The sequence below is a fragment of the Comamonas sp. MYb69 genome (genome assembly GCF_037479315.1).
Taxonomy (GTDB): domain Bacteria; phylum Pseudomonadota; class Gammaproteobacteria; order Burkholderiales; family Burkholderiaceae_C; genus Comamonas.
The window spans coordinates 208,553-229,692 of record NZ_JBBGZG010000010.1; the positions used below are offsets into that span (position 1 = coordinate 208,553).

Genomic DNA, 21,140 nt, shown 5'->3' on the forward strand with positions numbered 1-21,140 from the left:
CTTCAGGAGCGATACCCATGCTGATACGTACCAACAACGCGGGCTTTGACCACGGCAGCAGCAGCGACATCACGCCTCAGCATCTGTATCTGAGCCGTCGCGACCTGCTCAAATTCGGTGCGGCAGGCGGCACGGCGCTGGCCGCAGGCGGCGCCTGGGCGCAAGCCGCCAAGTCCGATGGCACGCAAGCAATCAGCACCGTTCGCTCTACGGTGCCCGGTGCGATATCGATGGAGACGCCCACATCCTTCCAGGATGCCAGCACCTACAACAACTACTACGAGTTTGGCCTCGACAAAAGCGACCCGGCGCGCTACGCCCACACCTTGCAGACAAGGCCCTGGACGGTGCGGGTCGAAGGCCTGGTCAACAAACCCAAGACCTTTGATATCGAAGAGCTGCTCAAGCTGAGCGCCCAAGAAGAACGCATTTACCGCCTGCGCTGTGTTGAGGGCTGGTCCATGGTGATCCCCTGGGTGGGCTACTCGCTGTCCAAATTGCTGGCGCAGGTGGAGCCGCAAGGCAGCGCCAAGTATGTGGAGTTCGTCACCTTGGCCGATCGCAAGATGATGCCTGGCCTGAACAGCAGTGTGCTCGACTGGCCCTACACCGAGGGCCTGCGCATGGACGAGGCCATGCACCCGCTCAGCCTGCTGGCCTTTGGCATGTACGGCAAAACCTTGACCCCGCAAAACGGCGCACCGGTGCGCCTGGTGCTGCCCTGGAAATACGGCTTCAAGAGCGCCAAGAGCATCGTGACCATCCGTGTGGTGGAGAAGCAGCCGGGCACCGCCTGGAACAAGGCGGCGCGCAATGAGTACGGCTTTTACTCGAATGTGAACCCCGATGTGCCGCATCCGCGCTGGAGCCAGGCGACCGAGCGCCGCATTGGTGAAGGCGGCCTGTTTGCCAAGCGCCACAAGACCTTGCTGTTCAATGGCTACGAAGCCCAGGTGGGCCAGCTGTACGCTGGCATGGATCTGCGCAAGAACTACTGACGCGTACATGCCGATGCCCAAGCCTTCACGTTTTTCTGCCAAAGCTGTGCAGCGGCTGCTGCTGCACTTGTTATGCCTGGTGCCAGCGGCCTGGCTGTTTTATCTGGCAGCCACCGATGGCCTGGGGGCCAACCCGGCTGAGGCACTGCTGCGTTCGCTGGGCGACTGGGCCATCCGCTTTATCTGCTTTGCGCTGGCAGTCACCCCCTTGCGGCAGTGGCTGCGCTGGAACGGGCTGGCGGCCTACCGCCGCATGCTGGGCCTTTATGCCTTCTTCTACGCCAGCTTGCACTGGCTGGCTTATGTGGTGTTTGACATGGGGGTGGATTGGCCCGCGATCGTCGACGACCTGATCAAGCGCCCCTTTATCCTTGTGGGCACCTTGGCCTGGCTGATTCTGCTGGCGCTGGCCATTACCTCGGTGCCCAAGATCATCCGGCGCATGGGCGGCAAGCGCTGGCAGATGCTGCACCGCGCGGTGTATGGGGCGGCTGCGCTGGCCGTGCTGCACTTTTGGTGGATGCGCTCGGGTAAGAACAACTTTGCCGAGGTGTGGCTCTACGGGTTGATTCTTGCCGGCTTGCTGGCGGCACGCTGGGTTTTTCAAAAGCGCAAGCAGATGCAGGCGGCGGCCAAGGCTGCCAGGGTCTGACTGGATTGGCCACTCAAGCGCGCTTGCCTCCAGTGTTTGCGGGCGCGGCGCCTGGGTTTGCCGCCAAGTGCCGATCCCAGCAGACCGCCCCATGTACCGCACAATGACAGCATGAACCCCAGCAAACGTATCTTGATCGTGGAAGACGATGCCCCCATCGCGGAGCTGCTGCAATTGCATCTGCGCGATGAAGGCTATGAGGTGGTGCACATGGCCGATGGCGACGCGGGCATGCAGGCCTTGGAGCGGGGCGGTTGGGATGCATTGGTGCTGGATTTGATGCTGCCCGGGGTGGATGGCCTGGAGATCTGCCGGCGTGCCCGCGCGATGGCCTATTACGTGCCCATCATCATCACCAGTGCCCGCTCCAGCGAGATGCACCGCATCCTGGGGCTGGAGCTGGGCGCGGACGACTACCTGGCCAAGCCCTTCTCGGTGCTGGAGCTGGTGGCGCGGGTGCGCGCGCTGCTGCGCCGCAGCCAGGCCTTGGCGCAGAACGCCCGGCTGGATGCGGGTGTGCTGGTGCTCGGCCATCTGGAGATTGACCCCATATCGCGCGAGGTGAAGCTGGGTGGCACCCAGGTGGAGCTGACACCGAGGGAGTTTGACCTCTTGCATTTTTTTGTGCGCAACCCCGGCAAGGTGTTTTCCCGGTTTGACCTGCTCAACCAGGTTTGGGGCTACCGCCATGATGGCTACGAGCACACGGTCAATACCCATATCAACCGCCTCCGAACCAAGATCGAAGCCGATCCGGGCAGCCCCAAGCGCATTCTGACGGTATGGGGCCATGGCTACAAATGGGCGGAGGAGACGCCATGAGGCTCGCATCCACCACCTTGGCCCAGCGCCTGACCCTGGTCTTTGTGCTGCTGCTGCTCGCCTGCAGTGCGGCGACGGTCTTGCTGCAGATGCGGGTGTCGGATCAGCGCGAGCAAGAGGTGGTGCAGCGCCTGTCGCAGGATTTGGCCGCACGCATCGCTCGATACCCGGAGCTGATGCGTGCCGATGGCCTGAATGCCGGCGCCAGCCGCGAGCTGTTTGGCAAGCTGATGCAGGTTAACCCGAGCGTCGAGGTCTACCTGCTCGACGACAGCGGCGCCATCCAGGCCTACGATGCGCCGCAAGAAAAGATACTGCGCCAAAAGGTTGATCTGGAGCCCTTGCAGCGCCTGTTCAGCGGCGCGGCGCTGCCCGTGCTGGGAGACGATCCCCGCAGCATGACCGAGCGCAAGGTGTTCAGCGCCGCGCCCTTGATGCAGGGCGGCCAGCGATCTGGCTATGTCTATGTGATCCTGCAAGGTCAGGGCCGTGACAACCTGGCTGCCCGCGTGAGCAGCGACGGCGCGCTGCGCACACTGCTGTGGTCGCTGCTGGTCGTGGTGGTGCTGGGCGCGGTCGCGGCAGCTGTGGCCTTTGGCCTGATCACCCGGCCGCTGCGTCGCCTGACGGCCGCGGTGCAAGAGCTGCAAACCGATGGCCTGGCCGACCTGCCCCAGGCGCAGGCCAAGCTGCAGAAGGCCGCCCATGGCGGAGCCGATATAGCGTTGCTCAGCCAGGCCTTTGCACAGCTGGCGCAACGCACCTGGGAGCAGTGGCAAAAGCTGCGCAGCCAAGACCAGCAGCGGCGCGAGCTCTTCGCCAATATCTCCCACGACCTGCGCACGCCATTGACCTCGTTGCATGGCTATCTGGAGACCTTGCAGATCAAGGCCGATGTGCTGTCGCCCGATGAGCGCCGCCGCTACCTGGGCATTGCACTGGACCAAAGCCGTAAGGTCGGTGATCTGGCGCAAAAACTGTTTGAGCTGGCGCGCCTGGAATACGGCGTGGTCAAGCCCGAGCCCGAGCGCTTCTTTCTGCCCGATCTGCTGCAGGACGTGTTCCAGAAGTTCGAGCTGGCCGCCGAAGCCAAGGCACAGCGCCTGCACGCGGTGATCGATCCGGATCTGCCCCCCGTCACCGCTGATCTGGGCATGCTCGAACGCGTGCTGGTCAACCTGATCGACAACGCCATCCGCGCCACGCCGCCAGGCGGGGATATTCAGGTGGAGCTGCGTGCCGCAGAGCAGGGCCGCATCAGCGTGACCGTGCAGGACAACGGCCCAGGCATCCCCCCCGCGCTGCGCGACAGCCTGTTCGAACGCCCCACCTTGAGCCGCATGCACAGCCAAAGCGATGGGCGGTCTGGTGGCTTGGGGCTGATGATTGTGCACCGCATTCTGCAGCTGCATGACAGCTCGATCGAGCTGCTGAGCGGGGCAGGGGAAGCGGGGGCGCGGTTTAGGTTTTATTTGCGCTAGGGCATAGCGACATGGGCTTCGCCACGGCCAAGCCCATGCTATGGCAGAAGCAGCTGAGCAGGCCTATCGCAACAGCAGGGTCTGCTCTCCATCACTGGTGATCCACACGCCAGTGGCGGTGAAATTGTCGTTGCTGCCCTGGCCTACGCGCTCGACCTGGTCCATCAGATCGCTGACCCAGGCCTGCACCGAGCCTGACTTTTTCAACGATGCCTCAATATCTTCAGGTGCGAGGCAGTTCCAGATACCGTCGGTACACAAGAGAAATGCATCGCCGCTTGCCACGTCGACCGGTGCGGCAAGGACGTCTGGGCCGACCTCGCTGTTGGCGCCGACGGCTCCCAGCAGTACATTTTTTTGGGGGTAGGATCTGGCCTCTTGGGCCGAGAGCAGGCCCGCACTGACCAGGCTCTGCACGACGCTGTGGTCCACCGTCATGGCCATGAGCTCTGTGGCACGAAACCAATACATGCGTGAGTCGCCCCAGTGGGCCCAGACGGCCTTTTGGGCATAGGTATCGATGCGCAATTCGACCACCGTCGTGCTCATCTGCCTGAGCCGGGGGTTGCTTTGTTGCTCATCCTGGATGCGTTGCGACATCGCCCGGAGTTGCGCGCTGAACTGCTCGGGGTCAAGCGTCAAGACTGCGGCTCTGACGGCCTGCATGGCCAGGTGTGATGCCTGGGCGCCACCAGCGGCACCGCCCATGCCATCAGCTACCGCAAAGGACACGACATGTTTGTCCCGGACATGGCAATAGGCGTCCTCGTTGTAGCTGCGGTCCCCCTTGTGGCTGAGGGAGTGGTGTACGAGCGCCAGGGATGACTGTGCGCATGGGTGGGCTTGCCCGGTCATTGGGAATGGTCCTCATGGTGGTTCGCTGCCTCAGCTTGGTAAGCGCTGAGAAACTCGCTGCCCCATGCCGTAGGGCTTTGATTTTTCATCTCTTCCTTGAGCCACTCATAGTGGCTGCAGTACAGTTCCCAAAGACGCGCCTGGCGCTGGGCGGCAAACAGCGTCTTGTTGCGGCCCAGGGCCTGAAGCTGCTCGTTGAAATGCCTTGGCGAAAACCGGTCGAGCAGCCCGCGCACAGCGGCTTGGGTGCCTGCCATCATGGCCATTTCGTGGCTGCGCAAGTCCTGAAAGGCGTCTACAAGGGCCTCCGGCCCCGCTTGAAAACCGGGCATACGTGGGCCAAAGATCTGCGCCAGTGCGGAGTCAGCGGTGGGTAGAAACTTCAACGGATTGTTGGCCTCGGCATTGATCAGGGTGACCGATACCCGGACTTCTTGCTTGGCGGCTGCGCGCGAGCCCAGCAGGTCCATGCAGCCTTGTACCGAGGTGCCCAGCATCCTGCCGATGACATGCATCAGCTCCGGTGTCAGTGTCTCTGGATACCGGCATTCGCTCAGCCCCGCACCTGCTTTGAAGCCCAGCAACAGCGCTTGTGCCACATCGGCCTGCTCGCTAGGTTGTGGTGCTTGTGCTTGTGCTTGTGTTGTGGCCGAGGGCGCTGGAATGTCTGAGGCAGGCTCTGCTGCAGATGAATACGCTGGTGCTGAATTGACGCGCGGGTCGCCCGCAGGTCCCGTCGCTGCGGCGGTTTCGGTATCTGCCCTGGGGTGCTGCAGTACGCCACGCAAGTCCATGGCGAGGGCCTGATCGGGCGGCGCATGGCAATGCCCGCGCTCTTCGGTGGGCGCTTGCCCATCCAGGGCCGATCCACCATGCAGGGCATTTGCCACAGCTGGCGCTTCTAGGCCAGCGCTTGACGAAGCGATGTCGAAAAGCGGTTCCAGTACGTTGCCACCGCCCGGACCACCCTCCAGTAGGGCTGGTGCAGCAGGGCAGGATGTCTGCGCTTCGTCTGCATGTGCAGCCGCAGGATCTTGCAACACTGCTGTCTCAGCAGCTGGCGGCGATGGGCTTGGGTCATAGGCGCGAGGCGCGCGAAAATACGCACCCATCTCTACTCGGTGGTCTGCCAAGGCCGGGGATTGACTGGCCCGGTCCTGGAACATGGCTTCCGGGTTGAGCATGGCGTCGGCGGACTGCTTGGCAAACAGCTCCAAAGGGTCGAGCGTGTGGGATGCGTCGACCAGCCCTTGGTGTTGCCTGCCATTGAGCGGGTCTTGGGTCAGCTCGGAAATATTGCCTTCGCTGGGCTGGAAGCTGGCGTCCACGGTCTGCTCGGCGAACATGTCACCAAAGCTGGCCGGGCTATCCATCTGGCCCAGCGGATCGGCTGTGTTGCGGGGTGATACGCCTTGGAGCGCCAGAGGATTGAAGTCTTCCGGAATCATGCCGGCGTGCTGGCGTTGGTACGGCGCCGCAGCGACCTGGCTGCTCAGGGGCGCCGCCAGTAGGTCGGCAAACGGGTCGGTGCCCAGTGACATCGTATCGGGCGGTCTTGGGAGCGCTTGTGGTATTGGCTTGTCCGCGTCCGAGAAGGGATCGGGAAGGGAGGCCGGTAGCGCTGGCGCTTCTTCGGCGTGCCTGGCTGGTGTTGGTGCGGGCGCATGCTGCGCAGTGTCTGCTGATGCATCCGGCTCTGCCGCGCCAGATGGCGGCGCTATCGGTGGCTCTACCGGCTGGGCTAACAAATCGGCAAAAGGGCCTTGACCTCCTTCGGATGCAAAGGCGATTTCCACAGGCGTTTCCTGGTGGCCCAGCGGGGCAGGTGCTTGCTGGATGCCATGGTTGGGTGGCTGGGTGCCGGAGCCCGGGAGGGGCGCATCGCCGATGTGCTCAACGGTAATTGCGTAGTTGCCCGTGCGCCAGCAAGAGCCCGCTTCTACTGCGTTGGCAGCACCCGGGTTGAGTTCCTGTCCGTCCACATAGATGGGGTTGGACGTGCTGGCATTGATCAGCCTGAACTGCGCGCCCTCAAAAACGATTTGGGCCTGGATGCGGGATATGCGTCTATACGGGTCTTGCAGCACCATCTGGCAATGCGGATCGCGGCCGATGGTGCCCCCTTGCGTGTCAAAGACATGGTGCACGACATTTTCAGCACCGTTGGCATAGGCCACATGGGCTCTTAACTGCAAAAACATGGCATACCCCATTCAAAAAGTCATAGCCTGAAGTGCGCTCAGTCTTCAGAAGCTTCAGCACCAGTAATGAACATGGCCTGGTTGAGACCGTCAGGTGCCATGTTTTTGACGATGTCCATGAAGCTCATCTCCATGACCTTGATCGCGCGGCGAACCAGCAGTGGCGCAGGGTTGGTGGGTTCGTATTGCTCCAGGTACTGGCAAGCCAGCTCCAGCTGGCGCACTGCGTCCCTGCGCGACTGAATAGGGCCGGTGGCCACCACCATGGAGCCCGGTGTGGAGACTTCGTTGGTGCCCGCATCTAGGTTTGGCTGCAGCAAAGTTTCCTCAGGGCCACTGCAGCTGTCGAGAAGTCTGCGAATTTTTTCCAGCGGGCGCGTCAGCGCCTGCAGGTTGGGCTCGTATTCGCTGCCAAGCTCTTGCAAGCAGCGCTGTTGAAGAGCACCAATTTCGCCGATGATCCGCGCTGGCATGCCAATCAGCTCAGCGCGGTTGGACTGGGCTTGCTCTTGAACGATCTGGCCGATTTGTGTTTGCGTCACCGAAACGCCATTGACCTCCAGCGAGCCGTTGTCCATCAACCGCTCCAGGTCCTTGATGCTGAACGCTCCAAGATGGCTGGGGAGCAGCACGCTTTGGCGCATATCGGCAACCAGTGCGCCCACATCGCCCAAATCGCTGAGCACGCTGTAGCGCATATGGGGATCGGCTTCGCCATCGATTTCCAGCTGTGGATGCAGCTGCTGCCAGAAATGCTCACACACCGTATTGATGCACTGCAGTCCGTAGTGCAGGCCATGCAGCCCATGCATACGCGTCAACGCACGGGTCATCCACAGCATCACCCTCAGATCTTTGGTTTCCGCAGAGAGGGTGGTCGCCAGTTTCAGTACCTGTTGCCAGTCTGGATCTTTGGCGGCGATGACCATGTCACCGTACTGTTGCTCGGGGCTGACAAGCACGGCCGTCTCAAGTTCTGCGTAGCTGGTGTCGAATTCGGCGTTCTTTCCTGCAGGCTCCCTGTCAGAAATAGGTGCAGCCCAATCGACATCCACTTTGAAATCTTCCACTGTCCGTGCTCCCGTCTTGCGCGTTTGAGTGCATAGTTTCGACTATGATAGCTGTTTTGGATTGTTGTAAATAAATCAATAGTTGTTATTAATTGTTTGTGCAATGGATGGATCGCTGCGGTCCGGTGCAGCGCAGCGCTACCTGTCAGAAAGCACGCTTCGGTCTTGGGCTTGGACGCAAAGTCATCTGGCCCATAGGTCGGAGCGCTATTCATCGCATGACCTTTTTCTTGAGGAGCCGAAATGTCGGAAATCAGCCGTAGCCATCTGTTTGGGAAGTTGAATAAGCAGTTATTCGGGGCGGCTGAAGCTGCCACGGTTGCCTGCAAAATAAGAGGCAATCCCTATGTCGAGCTGGTGCATTGGATTCAACAAATCCAACAGGACCAGGATTCTGACTTTCGCCGCTTGCTAAAGCACTTCCATGTGAACACTGCGGCTTTGGAAAAAGATATCGTGGCCGAACTCGATCGGCTTCCCCGAGGTGCCACGGCCATCGTCGATTTTTCGGAGCATATTGACTTGGCCATTGAGCGCTCTTGGATCTATTCGACCTTGCTCTATGGCGATGAGGTCATTCGCAGTGGCTACTTGCTGGTCGGCATTCTCAAAACAACGCAGCTGCGTGCAGTCTTGCACCGCATGTCGCCCGAGTTCCGCAAGCTGCAGCCAGACCAGGTGGCGGAAGGCTTGCTGCAGTGGATCAAGGGCTCTCCCGAAGATGCGCTGTCGGTGAATGAAGGCGCGGGTGATGGGCATGCGCAGCCCGGAGAGGCGAGCCAGGCGGTCAGCGGCGCCAGCCAAAAAGGCAGTGCGCTCAAAAAATACGCGCTGAACCTGACGGCCAAGGCGCTGGAGGGCAAGCTGGACCCGGTCACTGGGCGAGACGATGAAATTCGTCAGATCATGGACATCTTGCTGCGCCGGCGCCAGAACAACCCGCTGCTGACGGGTGAGGCAGGTGTGGGCAAGACGGCAGTTGTCGAAGGCTTTGCCGCCCGTGTGGCCGCAGGCGATGTTCCTCCGCCGCTGCGCGATGTTGCGGTCTACACGCTAGATGTGGGGCTGTTGCAAGCCGGAGCGAGCATGAAAGGTGAGTTTGAACAGCGGCTTCGCCAAGTCATCGACGAGGTCCAGTCAAGTGCCAACAAGATCATTCTCTTCATCGATGAAGTGCATACCCTGGTCGGCGCAGGTGGCGCCCAGGGAACGGGGGATGCAGCCAACCTGCTCAAGCCGGCGTTGGCGCGTGGCAATCTGAGGACCATTGGCGCCACGACCTGGGCAGAGTACAAAAAATACATCGAAAAAGATCCTGCGCTGACACGCCGATTCCAGGTGGTGCAGATCCAGGAGCCCTCAGAGGACAAGGCGGTCGCCATGCTACGAGGCATGACCGCACAAATGGAGCTGCACCACAAGGTACTGATTCTGGATGAGGCGCTGGACGCTGCGGTGCAGTTGTCGCATCGCTATATCCCTGCGCGCCAGCTCCCTGACAAAGCCGTCAGCTTGCTCGATACCGCCTGTGCCCGTGTATCGCTGACGCAGCATGCGACGCCGATGCGTATTGAAGCGATCGAGCGGCAGATGGGTTTGCTGAGCACGGAGCGCGAGATTTTGATGCGTGAGCAGTCCATTGGCATTGGCCATGCGGAGCGTGCGCTATCCATTGAAGCCCAGATCAATGCCTTGCAAGCATCGCTCCAAGCGCATCAAAAGCGCTGGACTGAAGAGCATTTACTCGTCAACCAGATCTTTGACCTGCGCAAGAAACTCAACCAGAAGGCGGCTTTGGGCAGCTTATCGCCCATCCCGTTGCCGCTATCAGAGGCCTCTGGTGCGAGCCTCTTTAGCCAACCACCGGCTGCGCTCGAGGGCGTGAATCTGCAGGACGCAGACGCGTTCGCCGTGCCAGCCCTAACGGAGGCAGAGCGTCTTGACCTGGTGCATCAGCTTGAACAAGCGCAGGCTGCACTCTGTCAACTGCAAGGGGACCAGCCCTTGGTGTTACCTGCTGTCGATGCGCAAGCGGTGGCAACCGTGGTGTCGGAGTGGACCGGCATACCCGTTGGCCGAATGGTCAAGGACGAAATCGCTGCCGTGCTGGCCTTGGCTGATACCTTGGGCAAACGCGTGGTGGGGCAGGGCCATAGCTTGGAGACCATCGCCCAGCGGATTCAAATCTCTCGCGCCAGAGTGGAAGACAGCTCCAAGCCGATTGGTGTGTTCATGTTGGTGGGCCCAAGCGGCGTGGGCAAGACGGAAACGGCCCTGGCGCTCGCCGAGTCCTTGTACGGAGGTGAGCAAAACATGATCACCATCAACATGAGTGAGTTCCAGGAAGCCCACACCGTCTCCACCCTCAAAGGTGCTCCCCCGGGCTATGTGGGTTACGGAGAAGGCGGTGTGCTGACGGAAGCCGTCCGCCGCAAGCCCTATAGCGTAGTGCTGCTCGATGAAATCGAGAAAGCCCACCCGGACGTGCACGAGATCTTCTTCCAGGTTTTTGACAAGGGCTTTATGGAAGATGGCGAAGGCCGCCTGATTGATTTCAAGAACACGGTCATCATTCTGACGTCGAACGTGGGGTCTGATCTGATCATGAGCATGTGCAGTGATCCGGATCTGGTGCCGCCAGCCCATGTGCTCGCCAGTTCCATGCGAGAGCCTTTGCTCAAGGTATTTCCCGCCGCGTTCCTGGGGCGCATGACCGTGGTGCCTTATTTTCCGCTGGCCGCCGACGTGATGGCGAAGATCGTAGAGCTCAAGCTCGAACGAATCCGGTCTCGCATGCGCAACAACCATGGCACACACTTCCACTGGCAAGAGGATGCTGTGCAAGCCATTATTGAGCGGGTCTCCGATATCGAGTCAGGAGGCCGGATGGTCGATGCCATTCTCTCTGCCAGCGTCCTGGGGGGTATCAGCAAAGAAGTGCTGAGCCGCACCATGAACGGGCAAACGCTGTCTGATGTGCAGCTGGTGGTTGCCACTGACCAAGGGCTGATGCTGCAGTTTGACTAAGGCTTGGGATTCGTCAGGCGGGCTTGCGCCTGACGAATCGGTTGGCATCTTTTTCGGGGTTCAGGCACAGCTCATCGGCCGGCTGCTGGGATGTTCGCTGCCCAAGCCAGGTCGTCCATCCCAGGCGCGTAGGCCCCCCAAGGGTGGATGGCGGGACTTCCTTCGCGGCCAGAAGCAATTGCAGATCCCAATCCATTTCGATGCCGATGTAGTCCCGCACCCAATCTCGGATTTGCGCACTGCCGCGATGCCTGGGCAAAAAACGCTCGTAAAGAGCCAGCGGCATAGCGCCCAACGCAATCCGAAATCTGCTTTGCACATCTTGTATTTTGGCCCCGGAAACGGCGTTCAGGCCCAGCTGGTTGTTCATGCCTGAGGCGCACAGGCGCGTTTGTTCGCTGTTGTCGATGCAAATCCAGTTGCTTCTGAACTCTGTGATCAGCGCTGGCGTACCAAAGTAGTGGGCCAGCAGGTTTTCCAGACCTTCGGGGTTTCTGGTCAAGCGCACCAGGTGGCCGGCCGCATGGAGCTTGGCATGGTCTTCTACGGTGTTTCGCTGCCAGCTGCCTTCAAATCCCATGCCGATCAAGGCGCCTGCATAAAAGCTGAATTTATCGATACCCGGTTGGTCCAGCTGAACGATGGATTGTGAATCCGCCCAGGCCCGGTAGAAGAGCGAGATGAGGCGATGGTGGAAGATGTCGATGAAATCTGCTGGTGAGCTGTCTTGGTGGTTATGCAGGCGCTCGCGTACATATTCGGTCAGGTGCAGCGGCAAGCCTCCGTTGGGGCCAAATACACCAAAGCTCAGTATCTTGATGACCGGGCGCTGGTCGCGCCTGGGGTTGTCGATACTGAAAATGGTCGAGGGTGCAAACAGGGTCGAGGGATTCTGGCCCAGCCGCACCCCATCCTCACGCGGTGTGAGGGAGTAGCCCAGTCTGGCCCCGTCGCTGCGGGCATCGATATGCCTGAGCAGCGCAAACAGGTCCAGCGACTCCGGGGATTGCCTATTCCTGTCCAGGATGCGTTCAAGGTTACCGGGTTTGCCAGTTGCAGGCATTGGTGGTTTTTGCGAAGGAGCCATATTGGACGCTGGCGGTAATGCTTATGCGTTGGGCCGCAGGCCCATGCGAGCCGGCCAGGTGGCAAAGGGGCCATGCTGCAGCGTGTCTAGCTTCAAGCGCGTGGCGCAGTTGATGCTGACATGGCGAGAGAGAAATCTCTCGAGCACCGCACCAAACAGCCAAGGGCTGCTGCCACCAAATTTGGACTGGTCGATCACCACCTGGATGTCGACACCGCGGCCAAAGAGAATAGGGCCAGGCTGGGGCACCCTGACATGCATGGGAGAGACGCGCATGGACGAGACGGAGTCGGCTTGCTGCACGCCTTCCTGCTGGCTCAACAGTGCATACAGGTTCAGCAACTCACGCATGACTTTGGCCCCTTCCTCCGGACTGGAATCGGTCAGGGTCTGGAAGTTCAGCTGCAGGTGGCTGAGCAGCCGCCATGTCGCGCGCATCTCGGCGATGGCAGGCGTGGGTCTGCTCAGACTTGTCAAGAGCTCCACTTGTTTTACCGGTGCTGACACCGTCAACTGCAGTTGACGCTCTCCCGATGCGCTGATCAGCAATGCCAAATCCCTGTTGGTGCACAGCATGTCTGGCGCAATCCGGTGGAGTGCGTGCGGGTAGGGCGTGTCTTGTCGGTCGACGAGCTGTGCAAAGACCTCGCTGCCTGTATAGCCTGTGCGTGGGCCATGCCTTTTTCCGATTTCCGAGAGTTTGCGAGGTTCTCTTCGCAGCGAAAAATAGGCCTGCGCATGGGACTGCTGGAGCGCACCCAGCGTTTCATAAATGGGCAGAAAAGTCTGGACTTCTGTGTTATCGGCGGAGAAGCCATGGATCGCCGATACCGAATAGACCTCATAGTCCAGCGGCCGTGTCCTGTCACCTACCAGGTGGTGCTCGTAGTGGGCCATCGAGATGTCGATGCGGTCCCCGCGCTTTGGAAAAAGGTTGATGACGGGGGTGCAAAACAGCTGAAAGCTATCCACATCGACGACTTTTTCCAGCGCCGTGGCGCTGCGGTCAAAATAGAAAACGAGCTTGAACTGTGTGGCTGCCACCCGAGCTAGAAGCGGGGCCAGGCCCTTGATATTGAAGAACCGGTAGCGATCCGGGCAGGCGAAGAATTCTTGCAGCATGCGATAGCCGCTGAATCCTTGCGAGCCATAGGGAATCAGTGCCTCCTGCGCTTCAAACCCCATGCCTTCGATCTGTGCTGGCGACAGCCAGACTTGTTGCGCTTGACCACCCTCGTTCCACTGAAGGGCCGCGCCGGCCCTGCGGCCACAGATGAGCTCCAATACCAAGAGTGCTCGCTCCAAGGGGCCGCCAATATAGATGGGTAGCCGGTCAAAGCCCGATTGGCTGATTGGCCGCCCGTCCGTGCTGCCGAGTGCCAGGTGCAAACTGCTGGCCACCTTTTTGTTGCTGTGGGGAATGCGCACGTCGCTGGCGCTGCCCTCCATCCAAGCCTGCTCGATGGCAATGGGGAGCAGCTCAACATCATGCGCAGTTCGAAACTGGCAGGCCGTTACCTGCCCTGGGGAGACCGGCGCCCGCAGGAGCGTATGGCGAGGCACCAAAAAGGGCCCGGTAAGTCCGCTATCGGCCTTGCCCGGGTGCATGCGCACAATGCCCATGGCGGGCGTTGGCGCCAGATAGTGGGGGTAGATCAGTTCGAGCAGTCGCTGCGAAAACCGGGGGAACTCCGCATCCATCTTCAACTGGATGCGGCCGGTCAGCAGCGCAAAGCTCTCCAGAAGACGCTCGACAAACGGGTCCGCAATGTCGGTCCCCTTGATGCCAAGACGCCCTGCGATTTTGGGGTGTTCTTGCGCAAACTCTTGTCCCAGCTCGCGCATATAGGACAGCTCGCGGTTGTAGTAATCGAGCAGGCGGGGATCCATCAGTTGTCTCCTAATTGATCCAGCAGCGATACCGAGCCGGTCTCCAGATCGATACTTGATTTAAGCAGCATCTCAATCGGGTAGGGATAGGCCCAGATCTGGCCGCGAATCTCAAACACCACGGTGTTGTGGGCCGCCTCATTGTCTGAAGACACAATGGCCCGCACAGCGAGGGTACTGGTCATCACACGGGGTTCAAATAATGCGATGGCACTGCGCATCTCATCTTCGAGCTCACCGAGTTTGACATCGGATGCGCGCTTGCCTGAGAACGCCGGCAGCCCATAGTTGAGCGTCGAGCGCCGGACCTGTGGGAACTCTTGAAATGCGGCATCCGAATCGGCATTGGTGGCATTCAGCAGCCAGGACAGGTCACGCAAAATAATCTGGCGCAGTTGCTTGCGAGAGACCACTATCTCCGACAGCGTGTCGTTCTGACGCTGGGGCGCGTGGTCGGTGAGCCGATCCAAAAGCGTCGGAAGCAGGTTGTCGGCATTGCCATGGCTGGGAAGCGAGGGGTCGTCCTGGCGCATAGATTGAACCGCTCTCAGTCCTCTGGGGCGCTGTCGAGATGGATGGCGCGCGTATCCAAAAGTGAGGCATCACTGGTGTCTGTGGTCAGGACCTTGACCCCCTGTCCACGCAGAAGATCGCCCTCCATGGGCGTCCAGGTCGACGCTCTGGACTGCAGATGCCCATCTTCTGCCTGCCCGTCCAGCAGTGGGTACCGCGTTGGCAGCAGCATGGCGTGGTGCCCCTCATTGACCAGGGTGATCTGCGCGGGGAGCCAGACCAGGTCGCGGAGGTCAACGGGGGCGTCAATCGTGATGTCTCGGATGGCTTCAAATGGCAGCCAGTAGTAGTCGCCATTGACAAACACCTCCAGCACCGGACCTAAGCGGGAATCGGTGTCAGCAATCCAGCCAAAAGGCTGGTCATCGAGCCGGCCGGCCACCGCGCTTGCCTGGTCAAGGGCTTGCAGCCGAAGTTCCAGCGCTTGCTGAGAATGGCCTTGGCCATCTGCTTGCAGCGCCTCGATCAGGTAGCTGATCCACTGCAGCGGTTGGCCCAGCACATGGGGTGATTTTTTCCCCTTGAATACCTCTTCGCGCACCATTTCTGCGCGGATGGCGAGGCGATAGGCTTGCGCCATCATCTTGTGCGACGCGTTCAACTGAGCTGCTACCTGCAGCTGTGCCAAGGCCTTTTGCCACCAACCCTGTTGAACATACAGCTGAAAAAGATGGATGCGTAGCTTGTCGTCAGAGGGCGTTTGGCGGATGGCACCCTGAACCTGCGAGACTTTTTCTACAAGCGATAGTTCGGACATGGTGGGGATGGATAGGGGAGACAGGATAAGAAAAAGAGGGGCATATAGCCCCTCCATTGAGCGCGCGTGCCAGCTGCTCAGACCTTTTGGTTGAGCTTGACGTTGTAGCCCGCGGTGACCGCGCCACCCATGCTGCCCTTGCTGTCCTGGCCCTTGCCGGTGACGGTGACCTTGGCAAAGTTGAAGCCGCAGTCGAACATGGGTTCAGTCGATTCAGCACCAGAGAGATTCAGAGACGAGATGATCACGTCTTCCATCTTGATGTTGAGGAACTCTTGCTGTTCGCCGCCCGCCTTGCATGCGGAGATCTCGACCTTGCCGATGTGTTCACCGGTCGCACACTTTTGCATCAAGGTGGCAAAGCACTTGTCAAACTTGCCGCGAATGGTGATGTCTTGCCACTGGGCCTTGCCCGAGCCACCGCCACCGCCGTAGGCAAAGGCACCGGCATTGGCGACGCCGCCCGCAAGCGCTTCGACATGGATCCATCCCTGGTGCTTGGCGTCTTGCGACTCTCCATCCACACCATCGATCTTGCAATAAATATCAACAATACCGCCCAGGCGCTGCTCTGGCGCGACATTGGCAACTGGGCTGTTCAAACGATTAATGGCCATCTCTCAACCTCCAATACTTTGGTCAATAACTGCTAGTGGGAAAATTATTGGGTTGCTGCCTGTTTGACGGACGGCAGCTTGGATACCAGCCTCAAGGAGACGGTGAGGCCTTCGAGCTGGTAGTGGGGGCGCAAGAAGAACTTGGCGGTGTAGTAGCCGGGGTTGTCTTCAATCTCTTCCACAATCACTTCGGCGGCTGCCAAAGGCTTCATCGCTTTGATGCCTTCGGAAGAGTTGGCCGGATCACCATCGACATAGTTCATGATCCAGTTGTTGAGCCAGCGCTCCACATCGTGGCGCTCCTTGAAGGAGCCAATCTTGTCGCGCACGATGCACTTGAGGTAGTGCGCAAACCGGCAGCAGGCAAACAGGTAGGGCAGCCGTGCAGACAGATTGGCATTGGCTGTGGCATCCGCGTCGTAGTATTCAGCAGGCTTTTGCAGGGACTGGGCGCCAATGAAGGCCGCTACATCACTGTTCTTGCGGTAGACCAGGGGCATCAGGCCGTTCTTGGCCAGCTCCGCTTCGCGCCGGTCACTGATGGCAATCTCGGTGGGACATTTGATGTCCACGCCGCCGTCGTCGCTTGGGAAGATATGGACGGGCAGATCTTCCACAATGCCGCCAGATTCCACACCGCGAATGGAAGTGCACCAACCGTAGTACTTGAACGAGCGATTGATGTTGGTCGCCATCGCATAGGCGGAGTTCGACCAGCAGAAATTATTGTGGCTGGCCCCTGCGGTGTCTTCTTCAAAGTCGAACCCGTCCACCGGATTGTCTTTGCTGCTGTAGGGCAGGCGCGCCAGGTAGCGCGGCATGGTCAAGCCGAGGTAGCGCGCGTCGTCGGAATCTCGCAGGGCGCGCCATTTGATGTACTCGGTATTGCCAAAAATCTTGGTCAGGTCGCGGGGATTGGCGAGCTCCTGCCACGATTCCATCTGCATCAGGCTGGAATCCGCGCCAGATATAAACGGGCAATGTGCAGAAGCCGCAATCTTGGACATCTCGGTCAACAGTGCGACGTCCTGGGGATTGTGGTCAAAAAAGTAATCGCCTACCAGGCAGCCAAACGGCTCACCACCAAACTGGCCGTACTCAGCCTCATACACCTTCTTGAAGATGGGGCTCTGGTCCCACAAAATGCCTTTGTGGCGCTGGAGCGTTCTGCCCAGTTCCTTCTTGCTGATATTGATGACCTGAATCTTCAGCGTCTCATCCGTCTCGGTGTTGTTCACCAGGTAGTGCAGGCCGCGCCAGCTTCCTTCCAGACGCTGGAAATCTGCGTGGTGAATGATCTGGTTGATCTGCTCGGAGAGCTTTCTGTCGATCTCGGCGATCATTCCTTCGACGGTTCGGTACGCATCGCCAGAGATGATGTTGGTGTTGGCCAATGCGTGCTCGGCCAGGGTTCGCACTGCCGACACCACCGCCTCTTGTGCTTGGTCTGTCTTGGGCTTGAACTCCTTGCTGAGCAGGGCTGCAAATTCATTGCTCTCCAACACGACGGTCTGGTCCAGGCCTTGCTTTTCAGTGATCGCCATACTTCGTCCTCTCATTTTGTGCGGCTATGCAGCTTTGTTTATTGCGCTTGGTTGGCTGGCGTATCAGGGGGCAGGTTCGGGGTGGAAGAGAGCGCTTTCATCAGTGCTGGATCGGCCAGCACCTTGGCAATCAGGTCTTCGGCACCAGACTTGCCATCCATGTACGACAGCAGATTGGCCAGCTGCGTGCGCGCTTCCAGCAACTTGCTGAGCGAGTCCACCTTTTTGGCGACGGCATCGGGCGAGAAGTCATCCATGCTGTCAAAGCTGATGTCGATGGCCATGTTGCCTTCGCCCGTGAGGGTGTTGGGCACCTGAAAGGACACACGTGGCTTGATCGCCTTCATGCGGCTGTCGAAGTTATCGACGTCGATCTCGAGAAACTTGCGATCAGCGATTTCCGGCAGAGGCTCTGCCGGCTTGCCAGATAGATCGGCCATCACACCCATGACAAAGGGCAGCTGAATTTTTTTCTCAGACCCGTAGACCTCCACGTCGTACTCGATCTGAACGCGCGGAGCGCGATTGCGCGCAATGAATTTTTGTCCGCTTTTGCCCCGTGCAGCCAGGCGCTGCTTGATGTTCATGCTCGTTGTCATACCGTAGCTCCGCAGTGATAGATCGACCAAAAACTATCGATAGCTATTGGTGATTGATGTTGCAATGTTCATTAGTTTACTTAAAAATTGCAATTTAAACGTCGTCTATCGTCAACAGTTTTTCAAAACTTTTTGACTATCATTGGCTGAACTTTTTGTGGCCTCGCTGAGCAGCACGCGACGCAAGAGGCCGAAGAAATGGATAGCAAAGCTTTGAGGAGTCTGGGTACATGAACCGCACTTTCGTCGTCCACAGCCCACTGGGCGATCAATTGGAATTTCGCTCGATGGAGGGGACAGAGCAGATGTCGCGTCTGTTCGGGTTTCGTGTACGTCTGTTGAGCCAAAGCGCGTCCATCGATGCCAAGAGCTTGCTGGGCAAGGACATGAGCGTTGAAGTCGATCTCACCACAGAGAAGAACGGTCGGGGCAAGCGGTTCATCTCCGGGCAGGTGACCCAGTTCACCTACGTGGGGCGCGACGGCGACTACTACCTGTACGAGAGCATCCTGCGTCCATGGCTGTGGCATGCCACACGGCGCTCAGACTTCAAGATCTTCCAGTTCAGAAAAGCCCCGGACATCATCAAGGAGGTGCTGGGCAAATATGGCTTCTCCATCGAGGACAAGCTGACAGGCGCGTACCGGGAGTGGCCCTATATCGTCCAGTACGGTGAGAGTGATTTCAACTTCGTCTCGCGCCTGCTGGAGCTGGAAGGCGGCTACTACTACTTCAGCCACAGCCAGGGCAGCCACACACTGGTGCTAGCCGACGATATCGGCGGCCACAGTCCGTTGCCAAACGGCCCGAGCACGCTTTCATACTATCCAGAAACGCGGGCCGCGCATGTGCATGACGAAGACTTCATTGATGGCTGGTCGTTTGCAGAAGACATCGCCTCGGGCAACTTTGCTGCCGATGACTATGATTTTGAAAAGCCCAAAGCCTTGCTCGATACCCGGCAGCAGCAGCCTGCAGGTCACAGCGAAGACAGCCGTGAACTTTACGAGTGGCCCGGTGGCTATACCGAGTTTGGGGATGGCGAGAACTATGCGCGCATCCGCATCGAGCAACAAAAGGCGCAACGCGAAATAGCCCAGGGCGAGGGCAACGCCCGCAACATCGCGCCGGGCTATCTTTTCACGTTCAACAAATACCCCAGAGCGGACCAGAACAAAGAGTACCTCATCGAATCGGCGCACTACCGGTTTGAGGAGAACGTGCGCCGCAGCGATGGTGCCGGGGGCTCGGGTGGCGGCAAGCGAGGTGGCGCGGACAGTGGAACCACCTACCGCATCCGCTTTGCCGTGGTGCCCAAAAACACCGCTTACCGAAGCCAGCGCCTCACCCCAAAGCCCCGTACCACGGGCCCGCAAACCGCTGTCATCACCGGCCCTGCAGGGGAAGAAATCTACACCGACAAATACGGCCGCGTCAAAGTGCAGTTCCACTGGGACCGGTATGGCAGTTTTGATGAGAACTCCAGCTGCTGGATACGCGTCTCCCAAACCTGGGCGGGAGCCAACTACGGAAGCATGCACATACCGCGCATCGGACAAGAAGTCATCGTTGATTTCTTGAATGGTGATCCGGACTACCCCATCATCACTGGCCGCGTCTACAACGCCATGCAGATGCCGCCCTGGGACTTGCCGGGCAACAAAACCCAGTCGGGCATCAAAACCAATTCCAGCAAGGGTGGGGCGGCTGGCGCCGGAGAAAAGAATGGCCCGGGCGATGCCAATGCGCTGCGCTTTGAAGACAAGGCGGGCCAAGAGCAGCTATGGCTGCATGCGCAAAAGGACCAGCTCACCGAGGTCGAGAACGACGAAGACAAATGGGTGGGTAATGACCGGCGCAAGGTAATTGATCGCGACGAGTTCAACACCATCCACCGAGACCGCAGCGAGATCGTAGACCGCAACGAAAAGATCAATGTGCACGGCTGGCGCAAGGAAGAGGTGGATCTCGATGAAACGCTGACGGTTCACCAAAACCGCAAAAAAACCATCGACAAGAACGAGACCGACGTCATCAAAAAGAAGTGGGACATCACCGTCGGCCAGATCCGTATGGAGAAGGTGGGCATGCTCTCTACCTTCAACGTGGGCATGGTCCATTCCGAAAACGTAGGCCTGTTCCATAGCTCCATTGTCGGTGGCAAACGGGTCGAAGTCAGCCTGGTGGACAAGACCGAGGTCGTCAATGGGCCTCGCACCACCACGGTCAAAAGCGACACGGTCAAGGTGGAGGAAACCCAGGAGGTCAGCGCCAAACGCATTGTGCTCAATGCCACGGAAGAAATCTTGCTGGTCTGCAAGGACAGCAGCATCACGCTGACGCCCAAGATGATCCAAGAGCTGGCCAGCATGATTTATCTCAACTGCAAACCCTAAGGCCAAGCATGACAAAAGCGATCGTGGAGCTCGCGCATGTCGACAGAGGCATGTACGCAGCCAGACTTGAAGACAGCGACCAATATGCCGTCTTCGAAATTTTCGACGCTTGTGTTCCCGATCTGGGTGATCTGTTGGAGCACGGTGCCTTTGGGGCGGTCGGCAATCAACTCTATATGGACATCAGCAAAGGCAGCGCTATCGAAGTAGTTGCCAAGGGACTGCATGGCCTGGGTGGCGCCAAGCGCGCTTGCCTTTTATAAATCTTAAGAAAACACAGGAAGCAAAACATGACAGGAAAACCCGCCGCCCGCATAGACGATAAAGTCAAATACGCACGCATCGTCACGGGCTCGCGCACGGTCCTGATCGGCACCCAAGGCGGGGTGGCTTGCTCGGTTTGCCCGGGTGGCAAGGCAGAGAGTAAAGATAACGGCAAGGCCGTCGGCAACCCCGTCAACCCGCAGCTAGGCGCCAAGGTTCTGTCCGGTGCATCTGACCTCGACTTTGCGCTGCCCGGCGCCATGCCTCTGGTCTGGCAGCGCCAGTACAGCAGCTACGTCAATGCCGA

The 21,140-nt window shown here is 59.3% G+C and carries 18 protein-coding genes; 8 read left to right on the forward strand and 10 right to left on the reverse strand.

The genetic code is table 11. The features are described from left to right. The first annotated feature begins 17 nt into the window (after positions 1-17). The 4 genes from msrP (at position 18) to WH303_RS15510 (ending at position 3,953) form a co-directional block, all read left to right on the forward strand. A complete protein-coding gene (gene msrP / locus WH303_RS15495) occupies positions 18-998 on the forward strand; it encodes a protein-methionine-sulfoxide reductase catalytic subunit MsrP (RefSeq protein ID WP_339519602.1) in 981 nt (326 codons plus the stop codon). A 13-nt stretch (positions 999-1,011) separates the two neighbouring features. Next, positions 1,012-1,650: a sulfite oxidase heme-binding subunit YedZ gene (locus WH303_RS15500; RefSeq protein WP_339519603.1), complete on the forward strand. Its 639-nt coding sequence runs from the start codon at positions 1,012-1,014 to the stop codon at positions 1,648-1,650. Positions 1,651-1,761: 111 nt separating this feature from the next. Beyond that, positions 1,762-2,472, forward strand: coding sequence for a response regulator transcription factor (locus WH303_RS15505; RefSeq protein ID WP_021024975.1), 711 nt, complete (start codon positions 1,762-1,764; stop codon positions 2,470-2,472). Further along, positions 2,469-3,953: a sensor histidine kinase gene (locus WH303_RS15510; RefSeq protein WP_339519605.1), complete on the forward strand. Its 1,485-nt coding sequence runs from the start codon at positions 2,469-2,471 to the stop codon at positions 3,951-3,953. Before WH303_RS15505 ends, WH303_RS15510 begins: the two co-directional genes overlap by 4 nt. 63 nt (positions 3,954-4,016) lie before the next feature. On the opposite strand, the gene WH303_RS15515 is transcribed toward WH303_RS15510, so the two are convergent. From WH303_RS15515 to tssA, 3 genes are all read right to left on the reverse strand, one after another. Beyond that, entirely contained in the window at positions 4,017-4,808 is a 792-nt protein-coding gene (locus WH303_RS15515) for a PP2C family protein-serine/threonine phosphatase (protein WP_043338299.1), read from the reverse strand. After that, complete coding sequence (gene tagH, locus WH303_RS15520) at positions 4,805-6,985, reverse strand: type VI secretion system-associated FHA domain protein TagH (RefSeq protein WP_339519606.1); 2,181 nt, start codon at positions 6,983-6,985, stop codon at positions 4,805-4,807. The genes WH303_RS15515 and tagH overlap by 4 nt, the downstream gene beginning before the upstream one ends. Before the next feature lie 62 nt (positions 6,986-7,047). Further along, on the reverse strand, positions 7,048-8,079 hold the full coding sequence (gene tssA, locus WH303_RS15525; protein ID WP_339519607.1) for a type VI secretion system protein TssA: 1,032 nt from the start codon (positions 8,077-8,079) through the stop codon (positions 7,048-7,050). 243 nt (positions 8,080-8,322) lie between these two features. On the opposite strand from tssA, the gene tssH reads away from it, so the two are divergent. Then, the gene (gene tssH, locus WH303_RS15530; RefSeq protein ID WP_339519608.1) at positions 8,323-11,106 is read left to right on the forward strand and encodes a type VI secretion system ATPase TssH; all 2,784 of its coding nucleotides are present in this window, start codon (positions 8,323-8,325) and stop codon (positions 11,104-11,106) included. Between the two features lie 13 nt (positions 11,107-11,119). Here tssH and tssG read toward each other — a convergent pair whose 3' ends face one another. The 7 genes from tssG to tssB form a co-directional block, all read right to left on the reverse strand. Continuing rightward, positions 11,120-12,193, reverse strand: a complete 1,074-nt coding sequence (gene tssG / locus WH303_RS15535; protein WP_339519609.1) for a type VI secretion system baseplate subunit TssG — start codon at positions 12,191-12,193, stop codon at positions 11,120-11,122. A gap of 21 nt (positions 12,194-12,214) precedes the next feature. Further along, positions 12,215-14,083: a type VI secretion system baseplate subunit TssF gene (gene tssF, locus WH303_RS15540; protein ID WP_339519610.1), complete on the reverse strand. Its 1,869-nt coding sequence runs from the start codon at positions 14,081-14,083 to the stop codon at positions 12,215-12,217. Further along, the gene (tssE, locus tag WH303_RS15545; RefSeq protein ID WP_339519611.1) at positions 14,083-14,616 is read right to left on the reverse strand and encodes a type VI secretion system baseplate subunit TssE; all 534 of its coding nucleotides are present in this window, start codon (positions 14,614-14,616) and stop codon (positions 14,083-14,085) included. The genes tssF and tssE overlap by 1 nt, the downstream gene beginning before the upstream one ends. A 14-nt stretch (positions 14,617-14,630) precedes the next feature. Beyond that, positions 14,631-15,413, reverse strand: a complete 783-nt coding sequence (locus tag WH303_RS15550; protein ID WP_339519613.1) for a type VI secretion system accessory protein TagJ — start codon at positions 15,411-15,413, stop codon at positions 14,631-14,633. Between the two features lie 77 nt (positions 15,414-15,490). Next, a complete protein-coding gene (locus WH303_RS15555) occupies positions 15,491-16,030 on the reverse strand; it encodes an Hcp family type VI secretion system effector (protein ID WP_312989591.1) in 540 nt (179 codons plus the stop codon). A gap of 44 nt (positions 16,031-16,074) precedes the next feature. After that, entirely contained in the window at positions 16,075-17,574 is a 1,500-nt protein-coding gene (gene tssC / locus WH303_RS15560; protein ID WP_312989592.1) for a type VI secretion system contractile sheath large subunit, read from the reverse strand. Positions 17,575-17,612: 38 nt separating this feature from the next. Next, positions 17,613-18,173: a type VI secretion system contractile sheath small subunit gene (gene tssB, locus WH303_RS15565; RefSeq protein WP_339519616.1), complete on the reverse strand. Its 561-nt coding sequence runs from the start codon at positions 18,171-18,173 to the stop codon at positions 17,613-17,615. Positions 18,174-18,403: 230 nt separating this feature from the next. On the opposite strand from tssB, the gene WH303_RS15570 reads away from it, so the two are divergent. The 3 genes from WH303_RS15570 to WH303_RS15580 all read left to right on the forward strand — a co-directional run. Continuing rightward, complete coding sequence (locus WH303_RS15570) at positions 18,404-20,569, forward strand: type VI secretion system Vgr family protein (protein WP_339519617.1); 2,166 nt, start codon at positions 18,404-18,406, stop codon at positions 20,567-20,569. Positions 20,570-20,577: 8 nt separating this feature from the next. After that, on the forward strand, positions 20,578-20,832 hold the full coding sequence (locus WH303_RS15575) for a hypothetical protein (RefSeq protein ID WP_312989595.1): 255 nt from the start codon (positions 20,578-20,580) through the stop codon (positions 20,830-20,832). A gap of 27 nt (positions 20,833-20,859) precedes the next feature. Further along, on the forward strand, positions 20,860-21,140 hold a 281-nt coding region (locus WH303_RS15580; protein ID WP_339519618.1), incomplete at its 3' end, for a DUF6531 domain-containing protein.

Excerpts from the sequence above, each read along its gene's own strand:
- msrP (WP_339519602.1), top strand. The coding sequence starts at position 18 with ATGCTGATACGTACCAACAACGCGGGCTTTGACCACGGCAGCAGCAGC.
- WH303_RS15500 (WP_339519603.1), top strand. The coding sequence starts at position 1,012 with ATGCCCAAGCCTTCACGTTTTTCTGCCAAAGCTGTGCAGCGGCTGCTG.
- WH303_RS15505 (WP_021024975.1), top strand. The coding sequence starts at position 1,762 with ATGAACCCCAGCAAACGTATCTTGATCGTGGAAGACGATGCCCCCATC.
- WH303_RS15510 (WP_339519605.1), top strand. The coding sequence starts at position 2,469 with ATGAGGCTCGCATCCACCACCTTGGCCCAGCGCCTGACCCTGGTCTTT.
- WH303_RS15515 (WP_043338299.1), bottom strand. The coding sequence starts at position 4,808 with ATGACCGGGCAAGCCCACCCATGCGCACAGTCATCCCTGGCGCTCGTA.
- tssH (WP_339519608.1), top strand. The coding sequence starts at position 8,323 with ATGTCGGAAATCAGCCGTAGCCATCTGTTTGGGAAGTTGAATAAGCAG.
- tssG (WP_339519609.1), bottom strand. The coding sequence starts at position 12,193 with ATGGCTCCTTCGCAAAAACCACCAATGCCTGCAACTGGCAAACCCGGT.
- tssF (WP_339519610.1), bottom strand. The coding sequence starts at position 14,083 with ATGGATCCCCGCCTGCTCGATTACTACAACCGCGAGCTGTCCTATATG.
- tssE (WP_339519611.1), bottom strand. The coding sequence starts at position 14,616 with ATGCGCCAGGACGACCCCTCGCTTCCCAGCCATGGCAATGCCGACAAC.
- WH303_RS15550 (WP_339519613.1), bottom strand. The coding sequence starts at position 15,413 with ATGTCCGAACTATCGCTTGTAGAAAAAGTCTCGCAGGTTCAGGGTGCC.
- WH303_RS15555 (WP_312989591.1), bottom strand. The coding sequence starts at position 16,030 with ATGGCCATTAATCGTTTGAACAGCCCAGTTGCCAATGTCGCGCCAGAG.
- tssC (WP_312989592.1), bottom strand. The coding sequence starts at position 17,574 with ATGGCGATCACTGAAAAGCAAGGCCTGGACCAGACCGTCGTGTTGGAG.
- tssB (WP_339519616.1), bottom strand. The coding sequence starts at position 18,173 with ATGACAACGAGCATGAACATCAAGCAGCGCCTGGCTGCACGGGGCAAA.
- WH303_RS15570 (WP_339519617.1), top strand. The coding sequence starts at position 18,404 with ATGAACCGCACTTTCGTCGTCCACAGCCCACTGGGCGATCAATTGGAA.
- WH303_RS15575 (WP_312989595.1), top strand. The coding sequence starts at position 20,578 with ATGACAAAAGCGATCGTGGAGCTCGCGCATGTCGACAGAGGCATGTAC.